General features: G+C 63.9%; 17 protein-coding genes. 13 read left to right on the plus strand and 4 right to left on the minus strand.

All coding sequences use genetic code 11. The features are described 5' to 3' along the window. Positions 1–2: 2 nt before the first annotated feature. Entirely contained in the window at positions 3–713 is a 711-nt protein-coding gene (locus tag CXY71_RS14075) for a VIT family protein (RefSeq protein ID WP_104136490.1), read from the minus strand. Between the two features lie 271 nt (positions 714–984). On the opposite strand from CXY71_RS14075, the gene sucC reads away from it, so the two are divergent. From sucC to CXY71_RS14105, 6 genes are all read left to right on the plus strand, one after another. Next, complete coding sequence (gene sucC, locus CXY71_RS14080; RefSeq protein WP_104136492.1) at positions 985–2,154, plus strand: ADP-forming succinate--CoA ligase subunit beta; 1,170 nt, start codon at positions 985–987, stop codon at positions 2,152–2,154. Between the two features lie 9 nt (positions 2,155–2,163). Beyond that, complete coding sequence (gene sucD, locus CXY71_RS14085) at positions 2,164–3,051, plus strand: succinate--CoA ligase subunit alpha (protein WP_104136495.1); 888 nt, start codon at positions 2,164–2,166, stop codon at positions 3,049–3,051. A gap of 182 nt (positions 3,052–3,233) precedes the next feature. Then, the gene (locus CXY71_RS14090; protein ID WP_104136498.1) at positions 3,234–4,481 is read left to right on the plus strand and encodes a DUF6350 family protein; all 1,248 of its coding nucleotides are present in this window, start codon (positions 3,234–3,236) and stop codon (positions 4,479–4,481) included. Positions 4,482–4,491: 10 nt separating this feature from the next. Continuing rightward, positions 4,492–5,085 carry a phosphoribosylglycinamide formyltransferase gene (gene purN / locus CXY71_RS14095; protein ID WP_104136500.1) on the plus strand — a complete coding sequence of 198 codons (594 nt, stop codon included), beginning with the start codon at positions 4,492–4,494 and terminating at the stop codon, positions 5,083–5,085. Beyond that, positions 5,082–6,761, plus strand: coding sequence for a bifunctional phosphoribosylaminoimidazolecarboxamide formyltransferase/IMP cyclohydrolase (purH, locus tag CXY71_RS14100; protein ID WP_104136502.1), 1,680 nt, complete (start codon positions 5,082–5,084; stop codon positions 6,759–6,761). Before purN ends, purH begins: the two co-directional genes overlap by 4 nt. A 163-nt stretch (positions 6,762–6,924) precedes the next feature. Further along, on the plus strand, positions 6,925–8,004 hold the full coding sequence (locus CXY71_RS14105) for a Glu/Leu/Phe/Val dehydrogenase dimerization domain-containing protein (protein WP_104136504.1): 1,080 nt from the start codon (positions 6,925–6,927) through the stop codon (positions 8,002–8,004). Positions 8,005–8,102: 98 nt separating this feature from the next. On the opposite strand, the gene CXY71_RS14110 is transcribed toward CXY71_RS14105, so the two are convergent. Then, positions 8,103–8,792, minus strand: coding sequence for a DedA family protein (locus CXY71_RS14110; RefSeq protein WP_104136506.1), 690 nt, complete (start codon positions 8,790–8,792; stop codon positions 8,103–8,105). A gap of 588 nt (positions 8,793–9,380) precedes the next feature. On the opposite strand from CXY71_RS14110, the gene CXY71_RS14115 reads away from it, so the two are divergent. The 3 genes from CXY71_RS14115 to CXY71_RS14125 all read left to right on the plus strand — a co-directional run bounded on the left by CXY71_RS14115 (position 9,381) and on the right by CXY71_RS14125 (position 13,877). Then, positions 9,381–11,249, plus strand: coding sequence for an ABC transporter ATP-binding protein (locus CXY71_RS14115; RefSeq protein ID WP_104136508.1), 1,869 nt, complete (start codon positions 9,381–9,383; stop codon positions 11,247–11,249). Continuing rightward, positions 11,224–13,029, plus strand: coding sequence for an ABC transporter ATP-binding protein (locus CXY71_RS14120; protein WP_104136511.1), 1,806 nt, complete (start codon positions 11,224–11,226; stop codon positions 13,027–13,029). Before CXY71_RS14115 ends, CXY71_RS14120 begins: the two co-directional genes overlap by 26 nt. Positions 13,030–13,424: 395 nt before the next feature. After that, entirely contained in the window at positions 13,425–13,877 is a 453-nt protein-coding gene (locus CXY71_RS14125) for an RES family NAD+ phosphorylase (protein WP_199184314.1), read from the plus strand. Between the two features lie 53 nt (positions 13,878–13,930). Here CXY71_RS14125 and CXY71_RS14130 read toward each other — a convergent pair whose 3' ends face one another. Beyond that, positions 13,931–14,278, minus strand: a complete 348-nt coding sequence (locus CXY71_RS14130) for a CatA-like O-acetyltransferase (RefSeq protein WP_104136513.1) — start codon at positions 14,276–14,278, stop codon at positions 13,931–13,933. Positions 14,279–14,781: 503 nt separating this feature from the next. Beyond that, a complete protein-coding gene (locus CXY71_RS21155) occupies positions 14,782–14,925 on the minus strand; it encodes a hypothetical protein (protein WP_158253100.1) in 144 nt (47 codons plus the stop codon). Positions 14,926–15,049: 124 nt separating this feature from the next. On the opposite strand from CXY71_RS21155, the gene CXY71_RS14140 reads away from it, so the two are divergent. The 4 genes from CXY71_RS14140 (at position 15,050) to CXY71_RS14155 (ending at position 19,904) form a co-directional block, all read left to right on the plus strand. Continuing rightward, the gene (locus CXY71_RS14140) at positions 15,050–16,966 is read left to right on the plus strand and encodes a histidine kinase (protein WP_104136517.1); all 1,917 of its coding nucleotides are present in this window, start codon (positions 15,050–15,052) and stop codon (positions 16,964–16,966) included. Continuing rightward, entirely contained in the window at positions 16,963–17,685 is a 723-nt protein-coding gene (locus CXY71_RS14145; RefSeq protein ID WP_104136522.1) for a response regulator transcription factor, read from the plus strand. Before CXY71_RS14140 ends, CXY71_RS14145 begins: the two co-directional genes overlap by 4 nt. Positions 17,686–17,825: 140 nt before the next feature. Next, a complete protein-coding gene (locus CXY71_RS14150; RefSeq protein WP_104136524.1) occupies positions 17,826–18,794 on the plus strand; it encodes an IS481 family transposase in 969 nt (322 codons plus the stop codon). A gap of 234 nt (positions 18,795–19,028) precedes the next feature. After that, positions 19,029–19,904, plus strand: coding sequence for a helix-turn-helix transcriptional regulator (locus tag CXY71_RS14155; RefSeq protein WP_104136527.1), 876 nt, complete (start codon positions 19,029–19,031; stop codon positions 19,902–19,904). Positions 19,905–20,082 lie beyond the last annotated feature (178 nt).

Below are 20,082 nucleotides of genomic sequence, written 5' to 3' on the forward strand. Positions count from 1 at the left end.
GATCAGACGCTGCCGCCGATGAGTGCGCCGATCACATAGGTCACCGCGAGGGCGAGGATTCCGCCGATGACGATGCGGGCGATCGCGCGCGGCTTGGGGCTGTTGCCGAGGTGCGCGCTGAGCCAACCGGTGATGACGAGGGCGATCAGCACCGCGACAAACGTGGCGCCGATGCGCCATTCGGCCGGAGGAAGCAGCACTGCGAGCAGGGGGAGCGCGGCGCCGACGGTGAAGGCGATAGCGGATGCGTACGCTGCGTGCCACGGATTGGATACGTCCTGCTCGGTGATGTGCAGCTCGACCTCGAGGTGCGCAGCGAGGGCATCGTGCTCGGTGAGTTCGATTGCCACCTGCTGGGCAGTCTGGGACGACAGTCCCTTGGCCTGGTAGAAGCCGGCGAGTTCAGCGAGTTCCTCGTCGGGTTCGTTCTCAAGTTCCCAGGTTTCTTTGGCGATCAGGGCGCGTTCGGAGTCGCGCTGGCTGCTCACTGAGACGTACTCGCCGAGCGCCATCGAGATGGCGCCGGCGAGCAGGCTGGCGACACCGGCGATGAGGATGACGTGGGAGTCTGTGGTCGCGGCGGCGACACCGACGACGAGGGCGGCAACGGAGACGATGCCGTCATTCGCGCCGAGAACTCCGGCGCGCAGCCAGTTCAACCGTGAGGCGAGGCCGGCGGCGTGTGGTTCCACCGCTTGAGACAAATTGGTCATGGATAAGAATAGGCAGGGTGTAGCGGCTTGGTCCAGCAAGGTGTGGCTAGCCTTGCGCGGGTACTCGGCGCGGGTACTCGGCGCGGGGGACGCGGATTTGGGGTGCGACTCGACGCCTGATTCACGCGATAGAGTTTTAGATGGTCGGTATGTCTTGATGTCGAGCTATTTTGCGGCAACGACTGCTGTTACCAACAATCTCATTTACCCATCATGTAGCGATCTATCGGCACCGGCAGGTGATCGCCACGACGCGGATTGGAAGAGCAGCGTGGACCTTTACGAATACCAAGCGAGAGACCTCTTTGAGGAATATGGTGTACCGGTTCTGCCGGGCATTATCGCGGACACCCCCGCCGAAGTGCGTGCAGCAGCTGAGAAGCTCGGCGGCGTTGTCGTCGTCAAGGCGCAGGTCAAGGTCGGCGGCCGCGGCAAGGCCGGCGGCGTCAAGGTAGCCAAGACTCCGGATGACGCCGAAGCCGCAGGCCGGGGCATCCTGGGCCTGGACATCAAGGGCCACACTGTGCACCGCGTCATGGTGGCCGGCGGAGCCCGCATCAAGGCGGAGTTCTACTTCTCCGTGCTGCTGGACCGGTCGAACCGCTCCTACCTGTCGCTCGCCAGCTACGAGGGTGGCGTCGAGATCGAAATTCTCGCCGTCGAGAAGCCCGAAGCGCTCGCCTACACAGCCGTCGACCCCGCAGTCGGCATCAACCTCGCCGTCGCGAAGCAGATCGCGATCGACGCGAAGTTCCCGGCAGAGCTCGTCGACAAGGTCGCTCCGGTCTTCGTCAAGCTCTACAACGTATTCAAGGGTGAAGACGCGACCCTGGTCGAGGTCAACCCGCTCGTCCTCACCGAAGAGGGCGACATCATCGCCCTCGACGGCAAGGTCACGATCGACGAGAACGCCGACTTCCGTCACCCCAAGCACGCCCTGCTCGAGGACGTTGCCGCGGCTGACCCGCTCGAAGCCAAGGCAAAGGCCGCCGGCCTCAACTACGTCAAGCTCGACGGTGAAGTCGGCATCATCGGCAACGGCGCTGGACTCGTCATGTCAACCCTCGACGTTGTCGCCTACGCCGGCGAGAACTTCGGCAGCGTCAAGCCGGCCAACTTTCTCGACATTGGGGGCGGAGCATCCGCTGAGGTCATGGCTGCCGGCCTCGACGTAATTCTCGGTGACCCGCAGGTCAAGAGCGTATTCGTCAACGTCTTCGGCGGCATCACCGCCTGTGACGCTGTCGCCAAGGGCATCGTGGGCGCGCTCGCCGAGCTCGGCTCTGCCGCCAACAAGCCGCTCGTGGTGCGCCTCGACGGCAACAACGTCGAGGAGGGTCGTCGCATCCTTGCCGAGGCGAACCACCCGCTCGTAACACTGGCCGCCACCATGGACGAGGGCGCCGCCAAGGCCGCCGAACTCGCCCACGCAGCGAAGTAAGGGACAACAATGTCAATCTTCCTCAACACGGACTCCAAGGTCATCGTTCAGGGCATCACCGGGGGTGAGGGCACCAAGCACACTGCCCTCATGCTCAAGGCCGGTACCCAGGTCGTCGGTGGCGTCAACGCCCGCAAGGCCGGCACCACCGTCGTGCACGGCAGCGTCGAGCTGCCCGTCTTCGGCACGGTCAAAGAGGCTGTCGAGAAGACCGGCGCCGACGTGTCGATCATCTTCGTACCGCCGATGTTCACCAAGGACGCGGTCATCGAAGCGATCGACGCCGAGATTCCACTGCTCGTCATCATCACCGAGGGCGTTCCGGTGCAAGACTCGGCCGAGTTCTGGGCCTACGCCATCGCCAAGGGCAACAAGACCCGCATCATCGGACCGAACTGCCCCGGCATCATCACGCCCGGTGAGGCGCTTGTCGGCATCACGCCGGCCAACATCACCGTCAAGGGCCCGGTCGGTCTCGTCTCCAAGTCGGGCACCCTGACTTACCAGATGATGTACGAACTGCGCGACCTGGGCTTCTCCACAGCGATCGGTATCGGTGGCGACCCAATCATCGGCACCACGCACATCGATGCGCTTGAAGCCTTCGAGAACGACCCGGAGACGCTCGCCATCGTCATGATCGGCGAAATCGGCGGCGACGCTGAAGAGAAGGCCGCCGAGTACATCAAGGCGCACGTCACGAAGCCGGTCATCGGCTACGTGGCCGGTTTCACCGCTCCAGAGGGCAAGACCATGGGCCACGCCGGTGCCATCGTCTCCGACGGAGCCGGAACCGCCCAGGGCAAGAAGGAGGCCCTCGAGGCCGCCGGAGTCAAGGTCGGCAAGACGCCGAGCGAGGCTGCGAACCTGCTGCGCGAGGCACTCGCCGCACTGTAAGTAGGACATTTGAGGGGGCTCGCCGGGTGACCGGCGGGCCCCTTTTGCCATCGGTGGGCGCAAAGTCGGCGTGCACAACCGCGGCGATTTTGAGCGGATGCCCGGCTCACGCCACGAGACGACGCAGGAGTTCGCGCGTGGGTGGCCCGCGTTGTCACCGGGGCGATATAGGCTCGCAACGGATGAACCGCATAACGACCGCCCTGCTCGCCGCTCTTGAGGCATTACTTGTTGTCGCCATCGGCATCGGCATCGCCATGGTGCCGCTCACCGTACTCTGGGCCGCCCACTTCGGCCTGTCGGTCGAGTGGTTCGTCTTCTGGCGGGCCGCGGCCGATATCTGGCTGCTCGGCAACGGTGTCGACCTCACGGTGCAGCTCGGCCCCGACGTTGCCGCCGCGCTCGGCCTGGCCGGTGCCGACACTCCTTTTCTGATCACCGTCGTGCCGCTCGGCTTCGCCATGCTCTCGGTGCTCATGGGCATACACACCGGCCGTCGCGCCGCCGAAACCCCGCACCGCTGGACCGGCGTCGGCGTCGCCGTAGGCACCTACGCCATCCTCGCCGCGCTGGTGACCCTGTCCGCCGTCTCGAAGACGGTCACGCCCAACCAGCTGCAGGGGCTTCTGCTGCCGACGCTCATCTATGCGGCCGGCGTCGTAATCGGGACGGAACTGGGGCGGCGCCAGACCGTGGAAGCGGCGGAGCGCCTGGATCCGGTGAGCCGGCGCATCCGCTCGTGGTATCGAAGGTTGCCGCAAACCACCCGCATCGTGATTGCCGGGGCCTTGCGCGGTGGAACCGCTGCCGCTGCCGGGGTGCTGATCGTGTCGGCCGTAACCGTGACCGTGCTCGTGGCCATCAACTACGCGACCATCATCGGGCTGTACGAGGCGGTGCAGGCCGGGGTACTCGGCGGTGCCACGATCACGCTCGCGCAACTCGCGCTCATTCCCAACCTCGTGGTCTGGGCCGCAGCCTGGTTCATCGGCCCGGGAATTGCGATGGGAGTCGGTACCAGTGTCTCGCCGATCGGCACAGTGGTGGGCACTCTGCCCGGACTACCCATCTTCGGCGCGCTGCCGCAGGGCACGCCGGCCTACGGATTTCTCGGGCTGCTTGTTCCGGTGCTGATCGGCTTCGCCTTCGCAGTCGTGACCCGGCAACGGTTGGATCGCCCCGGCGTGCCCGAACGCACCACACTCGAACACATTCTCACCGGGCTCGGCATGGGCGTGATCGCCGGAGTGCTGCTCGGGCTGCTCGCCTGGTGGTCGGCTGGCGCGATGGGCCCGGGCCGCCTCGTTGAGGTCGGCCCGAATCCACTGCTGGTCGGCGCGCTCGCCGCAGCCGAAATCAGTGTCGCTGCGGCCTTTGGCATGCTGGCCGGCCGGGTGCGAGTCCCGTCGGGGCTCCCTGCCAAACGGTAAGCTCAGAACCGTGCTGTCTATTGTCGTGCTGATCTCCGGCGGAGGATCCAATCTGCGAGCCTTGCTGGAGGTGTCCGAAGATGCCGAATTTCCGGCGCGAGTAATCGCGATCGGCGCCGACCGCGACGCCGACGGGCTTGAGCTCGGTATCGAATTCGGAATCCCGGCCTTCTCCGTTCCCTTCTCGTCGTTCAAAGACCGGGCGGCCTGGGGCGACGAACTGCTCGCGCAGATTCAGCAGTGGCAGCCCGACCTGGTCGTGCTCAGCGGCATGATGCGGCTCTTGCCGCCGCGCGTCGTTGCCGCGCTATCGCCGAACCTGATCAACACGCATCCGGCCTACCTGCCCGAATTTCCGGGCGCACACGCCGTGCGTGACGCCCTCGCCGCCGGTGCCGTACAGACTGGCGCGAGCATCATAGTCGTCGATAACGGCGTCGACGAGGGCCCCATTCTCGTGCAGGAACGCGTCGACATCGAGCCAGGGGACACTGAAACTTCTCTGCAGAATCGCATCAAGATCGTCGAACGACGCCTGCTCATCCAGGCCGTGCTCGACATCGCAAACGGACACATGAACCTCAAGGAGAGCTCCAAAGCATGAGTGGACACACCAACGCGCCCAACACGTACCGTAACCGGGACAAGATCCGCATCGAGCGCGCACTCATCTCTGTGAGCGACAAGACCGGCCTACTCGAACTGGCCGCCGCCCTCAAAGCGGATGGCGTCGAAATCGTTTCCACCGGATCCACTGCGGCCACGATTCGCGCCGCCGGCTACGACGTGACCGACGTGTCGGCCGTCACCGGGTTTCCGGAATCGCTCGACGGCCGGGTCAAGACCCTGCACCCCGGCGTGCACGCCGGCATCCTCGCCGACCTGCGCCTCGAAACACACGAAGCACAGCTCGAAGAGCTCGGCATCAAGGCCTTCCAGCTCGTCATCGTCAACCTGTATCCCTTCGTTGAAACCGCACTGAGCGGTGCCGAACCGGCCGACGTGATCGAGCAGATCGACATCGGCGGACCGGCGCTCGTGCGGGCATCCGCTAAAAATCACGCCAACGTGGCCATCGTCGTCGACCCGGCCAGCTATGGTGAGATCATCGAGGCTGTCGGTGCTGTCGGTGCTGTCGGTGCTGGCGGTTCGACGCTCAAACTGCGCCAGAAGCTCGCCTCGCTCGCCTTTGAGCACACCGCCGATTACGACCTGAGCGTGTCGGCCTGGTTCACCGAAAACGTCTACGACCAGTGGCAGGACGACGTCGAGGCGCTCGACCAGGACGTCGAGTTTGCAGCGGACGAGGACGAGGACGAGGCGCCGTTCCCCGGGGGACTTGGCATCGAGGTCACCCGCGAAGCCATTCTGCGCTACGGCGAGAACTCGCACCAGGCCGCCGCTCTGTACGTCGGCGAGGGTGGCCGTGGTATTGCCCAGGCACGACAGCTGCACGGCAAGGAAATGTCGTACAACAACTACGTCGATGCGGATGCCGCTGTGCGCGCCGCCTTCGACTTCAGCGAACCGGCCGTCGCCATCGTCAAGCACGCCAACCCGTGCGGAATCGCCATCGCCAAGCCCAACGCGCCGGACGGTATCGCCTCAGCCCACCTGCGCGCGCACGCCTGCGACCCGATCTCCGCGTTCGGCGGCGTCATCGCTGCGAACCGAGTCGTCACGCTCGCCATGGCCGAAACGGTCAACGGAATCTTCACCGAGGTGCTCGTCGCCCCCGGATTCGAACCGGCTGCGGTCGACCTGCTCACCCAGAAGAAGAACATTCGCCTTCTCGAGTTGCCGGCCGACTACGAGCGTTCCTCGCTCGAACTGCACCAGATCTCGGGCGGCCTGCTCGTGCAGGAGACCGACAGCTTCGAAGACTTCAGCTCGGCCGGCTGGACCCTCGTCGCCGGCCCCGAAGTGGATGCCGCCACTCGCACCGACCTGGAATTCGCGTGGAAGTCCTGCCGCTCCGTGAAGTCGAACGCCATTCTGCTCGCGCATGCCGGGGCATCCGTCGGGGTGGGAATGGGCCAGGTCAACAGGGTCGACTCCTGTCACCTCGCCGTGAGCCGCGCCGGCGAGCGGGCCGAGGGATCGGTCGCCGCCTCTGACGCGTTCTTCCCGTTCGCTGACGGGCTCGAAGTTCTGCTCGAAGCCGGAATCAAGGCTGTCGTGCAGCCCGGCGGATCGGTGCGCGACCCCGAAGTTATCGCCGCAGCCACCGCGGCCGGAGTCTCTATGTATTTCACCGGAGAGCGCCACTTCTTCCATTAGATCGTGCGAAGAGCACCCTGAATCTCGCAGTCAGGGTGCTTTTTGCGTACCCGGGCCCTGCAGCTGTTCCCCCCGAAGCGCGTGCCAGTTATCCTATTTGAGGCGACGCCACACAACGGCGCCACCGCACTCGGCTCACAAGGCCCGACACAACGGAGTTTCCATGACCCTCACGCACCCAGCCGCCGCCCTCGATTCTCTCGCGCAGATTCCGCTTTCCCATGAGAAAGTGCTGATCACCAAGGGAGAGCGCTCCGGGCTACTGATTACGGTGGCTGTTCATTCCACTCGGCTCGGCCAAGCCCTCGGCGGTGCGCGCCTGTGGCAGTACGCCACCTGGACCGACGCCGTGGCCGACGCCTTGCGCCTCTCTGCCGCCATGACCCTCAAGAACGCGGCCGCCGGTCTGGGCCTCGGCGGCGGCAAATCGGTCATCTACCTACCGCTCGGCACGGTGCTTACCGATGCCGAGAAGCGCCTTGCAATGCTCGACCTCGGAGACGCGATCGAGAGCCTGCATGGCGCCTACATGACCGCCGAAGACGTCGGCACGAGCGCCGAACTCATGGCGATCGTCGCAGAACGCACGAACCATGTCTGCGGGCTGCCCGCTGCGAGCGGCGGCGTCGGCGAACCGGCTGATGCCACGGCGGCCGGCGTCTACGCGAGCATCGAGTCCACCTTGGAGGCGCTGTTCGGAAGCCGAGAAGTACGTGGCCGCCACCTCGTCATCTCCGGACTCGGACAGGTCGGCGGACGCCTCGCTGTAGCCCTCGCCGCGGCCGGCGCAACGCTCACCGTCACGGACATCAACCCCGAAAAGCGTGCCCTGGCCGAAGAGCTCGGCGCCAGCTGGGTGTCGGTCGCTGACGCGCACCGCGTGCACGCCGACCTGTTCGTGCCGTGCGGCCTTGGCGGCGTGCTGACAGCCGGCGTTATCGCGGAGTTGAACGTGCTGGGCGTGTGCGGTGCCGCCAACAACCAACTCGCCATGCCCGCCGGAGCGGCCCAGTTGGACGCGCGGGGCATCCTCTGGGCACCGGATTTCGTCGTCAACGCCGGGGGCGTCGTCTACCTCGCCATGGCGAGCGAGCCGAACGCCGACCTCGGCCAGATCACGGCCCGCGTCGCCGCTATCGGCAACGTGCTGACGCAGATCTTCACGGATGCCCGCGCGAGCGAGATCACGACACTCGCGGCCGCCGAGATGCTCGCCGCTGCCCGCCTGGACGCTGCCCGGTAGTGCGTTCACCTCGCGACCCCGCCCTGGCCTGTCAGGACCGCGCCCACGAGCAGTGCGGGTCCTGGCCAAGAGCGGGCGTGCGCGCGGTGCCGCGGGCCCTATTCGCGCAGTTCGGCCGGGATGGTCGGCAGCACCCGAGCTGCAGCCCGGCGCTCCTTGAGCGTCGTGCGGGCAGCCTTGGCCAGCTCCGTGAGAATAGGAATGCCGGAGAGCAAAATGATGCCGATGATGAAGAACTCGGAGTACTTGGCGACGAACGCGAACTGGCCGAGGAAGTAGCCGATCAGGGTGAGGCCGACTCCCCAGGCGAAGGCACCGATCGCGTTATAGGTCACGAAGCTGCGGTAGCGCATCTTACCGACGCCGGCAGCGACCGGCACAAAGGCCCGAAAAATGGGCAGAAAACGGGCCAAAATGATCGACTTACCGCCGTGCTTGGCGAAGAAGGCATTGGTGCGCTCGACGTTCTTCGGGTTGAACAACCGGTTCTTCTCCCGTGAGAAGACCGCTGGCCCCGCTTTTCGGCCGATGACATAGGCGAGCTGATCGCCGGCGAACGCCGCCGCGAACACGACCAGACAGGTCACCCAGATCGGCAGCGGTACCACCCCGGTCGCGGTGAGCAACCCCACAGTGAACAGCAGCGAATCACCCGGCAGGAACGACAGCACGATGAAGCCGGTCTCGACGAACACAACCACGGCAACGCCCAGAAGAACGAACGATCCAAACGAATGGATCAGCCACTCCGAGTCGAGAAAATCGATTCCAAACAGGGTGGGCAGCATGAAGAATCCTTTCGGGACGCGCGATGGCATAGAAATAGGAACGCCCGCAATAGACGTTGCACCCAGACTACGGGACACCCACTTGTGACTTGCCGAGTGGGCGACGCGCGGCGAACAGATGCCGCCGCGCCAGAAAATCCTTGCCTTCTGCCCCTGTTTTCCCATATTCTGGAGGGCTGCCTGATCCGGGGGCATGAGATACACATAACTTTTAGGCGCCCAGGAGGCAGACATGACAAAGACAGCACCGATCACGCTCGCACTGGTTGCGAACGACGGCGCTCACTTTGGCGCCTGTGCCCCGGACCACGCCGCAACTGCGTCCCTCGTCGACTAGCCGCCTTCTCGTCGCACTCGGCCGGGTGCCGACGCCTGCATCGGTCTTGTCCCGTCAGCATCCGTTCATCACGACCGCTGGGCGCTCCGCTACTCCTCGCTGACGCGTTCGTAGCACGCCGATGAGCGTCGTCGTTTGCAATTTCCCCGTCGCCGGTACTGTTCGGTCTGGCGACCACAGACATTCGCTGCATCGCGCACTCTGAAGTCCGGGGGCGCGGGGCGCAGCCGCACCATCATCAGGACTGGACCATGACCACCACCGCTCCACTTGTACCGCCGCCCGAAGCACGCGCCAGTACGTTCCGCAGCCTGCAACGGCTCTACCCCTACGCCAAGCCGGCCCTGCCGCGCATCTACCTCGGCATGGTCTCGGCTTTGCTGGCCGGGCTCGTAGCTCTTGCCATTCCCCAGGTGCTGGCCTGGCTCGTCGACGGCCCACTTAACCAGGTGGGGAGCGGTGGCAGCCCTTCGCAAATCTGGACGGCGGTCTGGATCGTGCTCGGTCTTGGCGTGCTCGAGGCGATCATGATCGCCCTGCGCCGCTGGTTCGTGCTGACCCCCGGCACCCACATCGAGGCGCGCATGCGCAACCATCTCTATGCCCGGCTGCAGGACCTGCCGGTGAGTTTTCACGACCGCTGGCCGAGTGGCCAGCTGCTCTCGCGTGCCGTGAGCGACCTCAACCTCATTCGCCGCTGGGTGTCGTTCGGACTAGTGCTGCTCGTCGTCAACTTTCTCACCATCGTCGTCGGCGTCGCTATTTTGCTCTGGATGCATTGGCTGCTCGGCGTGATCTTCGTCGTCTGTTCCATTCCGATTTGGATCTACGGCTATGTCTTCGAGAAGAAGTACTCAGTGATCGCGCGGCGCAGCCAGGATCAGACCGGCGACCTCGCGACCGCCGTCGAGGAGTCGGTACATGGCATTCGCGTACTCAAAGCGTTCGGACGCGGCTCGTTCGCGCTGAAAAACTTCGCCGTGCAGGCCGAAAGCCTGCGCGGGACCGAAATCGAGAAAGCGCGTGCCATCGCCGGAATCTGGCTCTGGCTGCTGCTCGTTCCCGACGTCGCGTTCGCGCTCTGCCTCGTCACGGGCGTCTGGCTCACCAGCCAGGGCGACCTCAGCGGTGGCGAGCTGTTAGCGTTCTTCGCGACCGCGACCGTGCTGCGGTTTCCGGTGGAGTCGATCGGGTTTCTGCTGTCGATGACCTTCGACTCGCGCACCGCAACCGATCGATTCTTTGACATTCTCGATACCCCGAACGAGATCACCGACCCGGAGAAGCCGTCCACCCTGACCACGCCGCTCGGTCGACTCGCCTTCGAGAACGTGCACTTTCGCTACCCGGACTCGCCGGAGCGCTTTCCCGACCTGCTTGACGGCATCGACCTCGTGCTCGAACCGGGGGAGACGATGGCCCTGGTCGGTCTCACCGGTTCGGGCAAAAGCACCCTGACCGCGCTCACGACCCGCCTGTACGATGTGACCGCGGGCGCTGTGACGCTGGACGGCGTCGACGTGAGGGCACTGAGTCGCGAGGAACTGCGCAGTCACCTGGCGATGGCATTCGAGGATGCGACGCTGTTCTCGGCATCCGTTCGTGACAACGTTCTGCTCGGGCGAGCCGACCTTTCCGAAAATATTCTCGAAGCGGATGCTGCGCTCGCGCAGGCCCTGCAGATCGCGCAGGCCGGTTTCGTGCACGACCTGCCGCTCGGCGTGGACACCCTCGTCGGTGAGGAGGGTATGAGCCTCTCGGGTGGTCAGCGGCAGCGCCTCGCGCTGGCCCGGGCGGTCGCGGCGCGGCCATCCGTTTTGATTTTGGACGATCCGCTGTCGGCGCTCGACGTGAACACCGAATCGCTGGTCGAAAACGCGCTGCGCGAGGTGCTCGTCGACACGACCGCGCTCATCGTGGCACACCGGCCGTCGACGGTCATGCTCGCCGACCGGGTGGCACTGCTCGAGAACGGCCGCATCACCGCGGTCGGCACTCACTCGGAGCTGCTTCGTACGAGGCCGCACTACACCTTCGTTATCTCCAGCCTCGAAGACGAAGAACGCAGAGAATCAAACCGAGCGGGGGGGCGCTGTGAGTGTGACCGGAGTAAACGGTGAGGAACGCCACGACTTCACTAAGGCCGAAAGCAAGCAGATTCGGGCCCGTTCGCTGCGGCTGCTCGGCTCGTTGCTGTTTCCGGTGCGCGCCAAGGTCGTGCTCGCCATGCTGGTCGTGGTCGTCTCGACCGCCGCCCAGGTCTCCGGCCCGGCGCTGATCGCCTTTGGCATCGACCGCGGGTTGCCAGCCCTGCTGAGGCAAGACTGGCTGCCACTGGCGGCGACCGGCGGCATCTACCTCGTCGCCGGGGTGCTGGGCGCGCTGCTCATAGCCTGGTACACGGTGCTGTCGGCCCGCATCAGCCAGGCGGTGCTCATCGACCTGCGCAAGCGGGTGTTTTTGCACACCCAGAAGCTCAGCCTCGAGTTTCACGAGTCGTACACCTCCGGCCGCATCATCTCGCGTCAGACCAGCGACCTCGACGCGATTCGCGAGTTGCTTGACTCGGGCATCAACCAGCTGGTACAGGGCATCCTCTATATGTCGTTCACGGCGATCGCGCTCGTCCTGCTCGACGGCACCAGCGGACTGGTGCTGCTTGGCGCGCTGGTACCGCTTGTTATTCTCACGCGCTGGTTTCAGGTGCGTTCGCAAAGCCTGTTTCGGCAGTCGAGGGTCGCCTCGGCGAGCCTGATCGTGAAGTTCGTCGAGACCATGACCGGCATTCGCGCAGTGAAGGCGTTTCGCACCGAAAAGCACAACGAGACGGTGTTCGGCAAGCTCGTCGAGAGCTACCGCATGGTCAACGCGCGCGTGATTCAGCTGTTCGGAGTGTTCGATCCGGGGCTCGTGCTGATCGGTAACGTGACGGTCGCTGCCGTACTGCTGGTCGGTGGCTTTCGGGTGGCGGACGGCCAGCTCGCCATCGGCGCGCTGCTCGCGACGCTCCTGTACACCCGCCGGTTCTTCGATCCGATGGAGGAGATGGCGATGTTCTACAACTCCTATCAGTCGGCTGCGGCGGCGCTCGAGAAGATCTCGGGCGTGCTCGAGGAACGCCCAGGTGTGCCAGATCCGATCACCCCGGTCGACCTCTGGGAGGCCCGCGGGCGGGTGCGCTTCGACAACGTACAGTTCGCTTATCAGGTCGATCGGGAGATTCTTCCGCACTTCGACCTCGACATTCCGGCCGGGCAGACCATCGCCCTGGTCGGGTCGACCGGAGCCGGCAAATCCACCCTCGCCAAGCTCATGAGCCGCTTCTACGATCCAACGGATGGCCGGGTGCGGCTCGACGACGTCGACCTGCGCGACCTGCATCCCAAGGACCTGCGGCGAGCGATCGTCATGGTTACCCAGGAGGCTTACCTGTTCAGTGGATCGGTCGCCGAGAATATCGCCATTGGCAAACCGGATGCTTCGACGCAGGAAATTCGCGCCGCCGCCGTCGCCGTCGGTGCTCACGACTTTATCGAGAGTCTGCCGAACGGGTACGACACCGACGTGAACAAGCGTGGTGGGCGAGTGTCAGCGGGACAACGCCAGCTGATCTCGTTTGCCCGGGCCTTCCTGGCGAACCCGGCGGTACTCATCCTCGATGAGGCCACGTCGTCGCTGGACATTCCAAGCGAACGGCTCGTGCAGGAGGCGCTGCAGACCCTGCTGGCCGACCGCACGGCTGTGATCATCGCGCACCGCCTGTCGACGGTCGCGATCGCCGATCGGGTGCTCGTGATGGAACACGGCCGCATCGTGGAAGACGGCACCCCGTACGACCTCATCTCTGGAACCGGCCGCTTCGCGACCATGCACGCCGCCTGGCGCGACTCCTTGGTCTAGTGCACGCCCGACGGCGGTGTGGGAGTAGAACTTTCCGAGAATTGCCAGGCTGTAGATAATTCCGAAAATCCAAATTCGACGTTGCGTTGAGGTGATTTGAGCGGTGGACATGCCCTCAGGCTACTGGGCGCCCAAAGAAGGTGACATGCCGGGCCGGACGAAATGTCGTGGCCCAGAGAATGAATCCCACAAGCGGGACCTCCAGCGCACCAGAGCCACTGACGCTGTCGGCGGCGCGGCGGCCACGACATGTGCCTCCAGCGGAACCCCGTATGGGACGGCCGTGGCGAACGGTGCGTCCGGTACCGTCGGAAGGGTGTCAAGCGAGACGTTCTGGGGAGTGATCAGTGTTGGGTGAACCCTTGGTAGAACACGTAGGTGATGTTTGGTCCTGCGTGTCTGGATCTTTCTATCGTGCCGTAAACGCTGCGCATCAAGACGCGGCGCTTCTTGGTTCGCGTCTGGCCGGCAGGTACTCAGAACTGAATCAACGGACTCTGTACTTGAGCTCATCTCCCGAGGGAGTCGACGCGGCAACGATCGCCCATGCTCAGGGTCGTGTCGGCGAGCTGGTCTTGCTCAAATTTCACGTGGAGGCCCGTAACATCGTCGATCTCCGAGACCCGGCCGTGCTCCTTGTGGCCGGTGTCAACCTTGCAGACGCAGTCGCGCCTTGGCAGGACATTGTGAAAAACGGCGGCGAGCCGGCGTCGTGGAAGGTTCGCCGGCGGCTGGAGGGTCTCGGAGCGACTGGCCTCATCGATCCTTCTCGCAAGCGCCCTGGGCGTTGGCATCTCACGCTGTTCAGGTGGAACTCTGCGGATGCGCCACGCGTGGCTCTCGACTGACCTCCTCGACGCCGAGCGTCAGGGGAACCCCTTGCGGGAAATCGTGTCTGAACTTATGCGAGCCAGTTTGCAGAGGAGTCGAAAACCTCTTGAAGCTCGTTGATGAAGCGGGCGGCATGGAACCCGTCCGCGGAAGCGTGATGAATCTGCAAGGCGAACGGGAGCGTGACCTGCCCCGCCTGCTCGACGTACTTACCGAGAGTGAAGATAGGCAGGTAATGGTCGTGTCCATGGGCGATGTTCAGCTCGAATCCACTGAACGACAGCCAGGGCAGACTGGAGATGTCGAAGATGTTGTCTGGCACGTCGCCTTGACTGACAGCTGCTCCACGGGGCGGGAAAGTTTCTATGGTTCCCGCAGACGTTGAGCGTCTTTCCGGACAGGTCTGTGATGTAAGCAACTTTCGAGGAGAACATTATGAGCCCAACATCCGATTATCTGGACGATCTGCTGGACCGGTCCGCCCCACGCACGACGGTGATGACGGAGAGTGTCGCCGATGAACTGACCCGGCTTCACGTCGCGACCAGCGTCGAGACTGAGAGTGCGTCCCCAAGGCAGCGGTGGAGGCGGCCGGTGATCGCAGGACTGACGTTCGTGCTGCTTCTGGGTGGTGCTGCTACAGCAACCGCCGCGGCCCCCAATGGCTGGCTTCCCCGGGCACCAACATCGCCGTCAACGCCGACGGATCAACCGAACCAGCCGGCTACGGGACGGTGCACTACAACGCGGACGAAGACTACCAGCGGGCGGTGTCGATGATCGTCACAGCTGCTGTCAGCACTGAGCTCGCCAGCGAGGATATCTACGGAGCCCTCTCCAATCTCAGCTCCGCGGTACCTTCGGGCGTTTCGTGTGCGACATTGCTGTCTGTGCAGGAGTAAGTGCAAAGGTGTGGTCAGCTCAGGAAACGGTGGTTGGCAACGTGTCGGGTACCGCGATATCCGAGTGTGTCGTTGCCGTCAGATCGATGGCGTAGGTGCCGATGAGCGCGATGGCCGCGGGGTCGATGGCGCCACAGGCTGGCGCGGTGTTTTCACTTTTCATGACCCCAGCCAAACAGCCGGGGCCTGGCTCTGTCGTCCGCCTACGGGTTAGATCCACTCATCCTTTGGGAGGAATTTGCCGTAATTTGCCATTCACGCCACGTGGCGGGTTCTAGCGTTGGAATATGCATCCTGCTTCTAGTAATCATCGTTGGCTCGTCGAGCCGCTAATTGGCATCGCGCTCGTGTTGATCTGGGCTGTCGGGTTCAGCACACGCTTGGTGAGCTTCGTCCCGATGCGTGGAGAAATGATCGCGTATACAACTCCATACGCGTTCGTGCTCGTGGTTGGCTTCGCGGCCGCCATCGCGCTCTCCCGCGTTGCAACCGGCACTTCGCTCGTCCTGGTTGGTGTGCTTCTGGCTGCTCAGCTGCTCTTCTGGCCTGCTCGGTTCAGTGCGCTCAGTTGGTCGGCGTATCTTATGTTGCTCGTCTTCGCCACACTCGTCGGGTTCCATGCAGCCAAGCGGATGCGCATGATAGCGCCGTTCGTCTTAGCCCTCTACGCGGTCGGGGTCTCGGCTCTGCTGATCCTTCCCCGCTTCAGCGCAACCGGTATCGATGGTTTGCTCAACGGAAAGCACCTGTCAACGGTTGCACTGATCCCCGATCTTCTCGTTTGTGGCGGCGTGGCCGCGCTGATCACGTTCGGGTTCTGGTACCTCGGGGTTCGGCTCCGCTTGGTGAGCTCGGCGCTGCGGGCGAGCTGGGGTGACGCTGCGTCGCCGATTATGAACAGCGCCCAACGGGTGCTGCTTCCGCTGCGCCCCGTGCTAGAGCCAGCCGTCGCCGTCGCCTTCTACGTACTCTGGATTATTGCGGAAGCCGGTCGTTCCGGCGGTTCGCCATGGCCGTCGTTTCCCTTCACGCTTGGCCTTCTCGCTGCGTCGATCGCCGTCGCCCGAACCTATCCCCGCGTTGCGGTCGCGCTGCCTGGCGTTGTGCTTGCGATTCAACTCTTCGGAATTTCCGCCCGGTTCGGTTCGACGACCTGGCCGGTGTATTTCGCCGTGCTCGTCACCTGCTTGATCGTGAGTGCGACCGCAGATCGGCGCATCCGCTGGCTATCTCTGCCGATCGCGGCCGGGTATGTCGCCGTGATTACGACGCTTATGACTGTTCCCGCGCTGTCCGACGGCTACGGCTGGACGTCATGGGTCGGCGCTGGAAATTCGGGCGGTAACGTCATCAAAAGCTTCGCCGGTGTCCTCGTCGTCGGTCTACTCCTCATGGCAGCCGCCTGGTTCATCGGTTTTGGCCTTCGTGCATCGCAATTGAAGCGAGCCGCCGACGCGAAGCTCGGCGCAACCGTCGACGAACTCCGCTCGGCCGAGATCGACTTGATCGTCGCGAGCGAGCGCGACCGCATCGCCCAGGACGTACACGACATCATGGCGCATTCACTGGCCGTAATCATCGCGCAAGCCGACGGCGCACGTTTCATCGGCCCGCAACGGCCGGATGCGATCAGCGAATCCCTAGAACGAATCGCTGCATCCGCCCGCACGTCGCTGGCCGAGGTTCGAATGCTGATCGAGTCACTTGTCGAAGATCCTGACGGCCACTCGAATCCCACCCTCGAGAACCTGGACGATCTTGTCCAGCGGATGCGCGGGGCTGGCCTCACCATCACCGTCGACCGCTTCGGCGACCCCACCATGCTCACGTCTGGACAGCAACTGGCGGTGTACCGCATCGTGCAGGAGAGCCTGACGAACGCACTCAAACACGCAGGAGCCCAATCTTCTGCTCGGCTTACGCTCGACTGGCGCGGCCCAGGACTTGCCTTGACGGTCGCGTCTACCGGGGAGCCCCCGCAACACCCAGACTTGAACGTGCGCGGGCACGGGCACTGCCGCGGGCTCTATGGGATGCGCGAACGCGCACGTCTGGCCGGCGGCTGGCTGACCGCAGACGTGGACGATGAAGCACTGGGCGGCTACCTGGTCACTGCATTCGTGCCGACAGCGTGCGTTGTCGAACAGACAACCGAGGCGCCAACGGAAGCTGCCCTGTTGGCAGCAGAAGCAGGCTCGCGGTGAGAGCCATCCGAGTTGCGATTGCCGATGACCAGCAACTGTTCTGTTCTGGGATCCAGATGCTCATTGAGTCACAGCCCGACCTGCAGTTCGTCGGTGCCGCCTATGATGGAGAAGCCGCTATCGCTCTTGCTCGCCAGGCGCGCCCGGATGTCATGTTGATGGACATCCGGATGCCGCTGCTCGACGGCATTGAGGCGACTGCGCGCATCCTGGACGCCACCGATAAACCCGACAAACCCGACAAACCCGACATCGGTGAATGCAACTCCGACGACTGTGCCACCATTGTCGACGCGCAGCCAAAGGTAATCATGCTCACGACGTTCCAACGCGATGAAGCGGTCGTTCGCGCAATCCATGCGGGCGCAGACGGTTTCATAATGAAAGACACCACACCCGAGTTTGTACTCGCGTCGATCCGCACGGTCTACGCCGGGCACTCGGTTATCGCACCCACCGACACAGCCGACATTATCCGGGCACAGACATCCCAGCGACACAGGGAGCCAAGCGCCGAATCAATCTCAGCGCTCTCCGCACGCGAGAAAGAGGTCTTCCTATTCGCCGCGCGCGGCCTCAGCAACGCGGACATCGCCCAGGCTGCCTATATCAGCGAGGCGACGGTCAAGAGCCACATACGCAGCATCCTGGCGAAACTGTCACTCACCTCACGCGTGCAGATCGTCGCGCACGCCTACGAGAACGGGCTGCTGCGCTGAGTCGCGCCGACTCGAGGCACGGCAAAGTCGTCGCCTAGGTGTACTCGGCCATGACGTTAGTGACTTAAGGGGGTGAAAAAGGGAGGGCCTCCGGTGCTTAGTGGAGATGTTCAACGTCTCACTTCACAACGGAGGTCCTCGTGTCACACATTAATGCCCGGTTGAACGTTCGCGGAAGGGCTCTGCTGGTTGAAAGGGTTCTCGGCGGTCGTCCGGCCGCGCACGTCGCCAAGGAACTCGGCATCTCTCGGCAGTGCGCGTATCGGTGGGTGCGCCGCTACCGTGCCGAGGGTGTCGCGGGTCTCAGCGATCGGTCGTCGCGACTACACGTAATGCCAACACAAACCAGCCCGGACCGTGAAGCGGCCGTTCTGGAGGCGCGCACCCGCCTGCGCACCGGCCCGGCCCGCATCGCCGCCGACACCGGCGTTCCCGCACGGGCCGTGTCGAGAGTGCTGGCGCGCCACCACGTTCCGGCGCTTTGGGAATGCGATCCGCTGACCGGTGAAAAGATTCGCGCCACCCGCGCCACGGCGAACCGATATGAACGCGCCCGTCCGGGCGAGATGGTGCATATCGACGTCAAGAAGCTCGGACGCATCCCCGACGGCGGAGGCTGGCGAGCTCAGCCCGGCCAAACCCGCACCAACCACACCGCCGGCCACGTTCGGGTCGGCTACGACTACGTACACGCCGTCATCGACGACCGCACCCGCCTCGCCTACGCCGAGGTCCACCCCGACGAAAAGGGCGTCACCGCCGCCGGTGTCCTCCTCCGCGCGGCCGCGTTCTTCGCCAGCTGTGGCATCCCGACGATTGAACGCGTCCTCTTCGACAACGCCTTCGCCTACCGAAAATCCCGCGCTTTCAAGGACGCCGTGACGACCCTCGGCGCGCAGCAGCGCTTCATCAAACCGCACTGCCCCTGGACCAATGGAAAAGTCGAACGCTTCAACCGCACACTCCAAGCCGAATGGGCCTACCGACAGGTATTCACCAACAGCGCTGAGCGCACCCACGCCCTTGACCCGTGGCTCAAGTGCTACAACACTGAACGTATCCACACGGGCATCGGATCCACCCCGCTCCAGCGAGTGTCACCAACCTGATGACCGGGTACACCTAGGCCAACGACGAGCCTGGGAACGCTGCCCGCAAGCTGGACGCCCACAGGAACACGCGAACGGCCGATCGACGGGTCCTGCTCCGTTCCCGTAAGTTGAACCCCCTGCGGGACGGTAAGGCCTCGGTCTCTCGTTCCTTCGGCGGAGAGGGATCCTCCAGAGGGAAGAAAGCCTCGCCCCTGTGCGTCGAAGCGCTGCTGCGGCATCTACTGTCAAAGCATGACGAAGATTCGTGCACAGTTGGTCCGTTTCCGTGAGCCAGCGCTCGGGGCGTTGTGCTTCACTGCGTGGTTTGTGCAGTCGTCAAATCGCATTGTCGGGTACGTGCCGTCGCGAACGGACACGTTCCTGACGAATCCGTACGCGGTGTTGATTGCGGCAGGATTCGGACTGGCCATCGCGCTCTGCCGGGTTCGACCCGGCACCGCGCTGTCATTAACTGGGGGACTGCTGGTCTTGCAACTCCTGTTTTGGCCGGCGCGCTTCAGCCAGGTCAGCTGGGTTGCCTATCTTGCCCTTGTTCTTCTTGTTGTTGGCATCAGCGCCTTTAGCCGGGTCAACACACGCCGGGTACTGCTGGGCCTGTCAATCGTTTGCAGTATTGCCGTGAGCGCATTGCTAAACGTCCCGTTCCTGTCAATGTCCGGCGTGTGGGGCACCATCAACGGCAAGGAAGCGGCCAGCATCGAAGTCGTTCAAGGATTCGTCACCTGGTCGGTGGTGGGCATTCTGCTGACGCTGGGTGCCTGGCATATCGGATCGCGACTTCGAGTACCAGCCATGCGTCCCGAAGAGGAATCATCCGGCGAACTTCCCACGGGTGCGGCCGCGGCCGACACAGAGATCTACGCCTCTGATCCCGATCGCCCGCACCCAGGTTCCGCTGGATGGGATTCGATCGCCGCCCTATCGTCGCGCGAACGGGAAATATTCCTTTTGCCTGCCCGGGGGCTGAGCCACAGCGATATCGCCCACAGCGCTCACATCGGTGAGTCAACGGTCAAAACTCACCTCAGCAGCATCCTCACCAAACTTGGATTCACTTTCCGAGCACAAATCGTCGCTCACGCTTACCAAAGCGGGCTGCTGCGCTGATCGCGGGGCATCGACATCCCAATTCTGTCCCACGCCCGCCCCGGTCTGCAGTGGAACGCAACGTTCGCGATAGACGGGACGTCCGCAAGGGGAACGGTGGATTCAACCGGTCGTTGCAACGATGGGTTTTTCTGGCTCTGGTAATAGTCGTTGCATGGCTTGAGCGGGTGTGATGCCG

Source organism: Cryobacterium sp. Y62, from assembly GCF_002929785.1.
Classification (GTDB): Bacteria; Actinomycetota; Actinomycetes; order Actinomycetales; family Microbacteriaceae; genus Cryobacterium.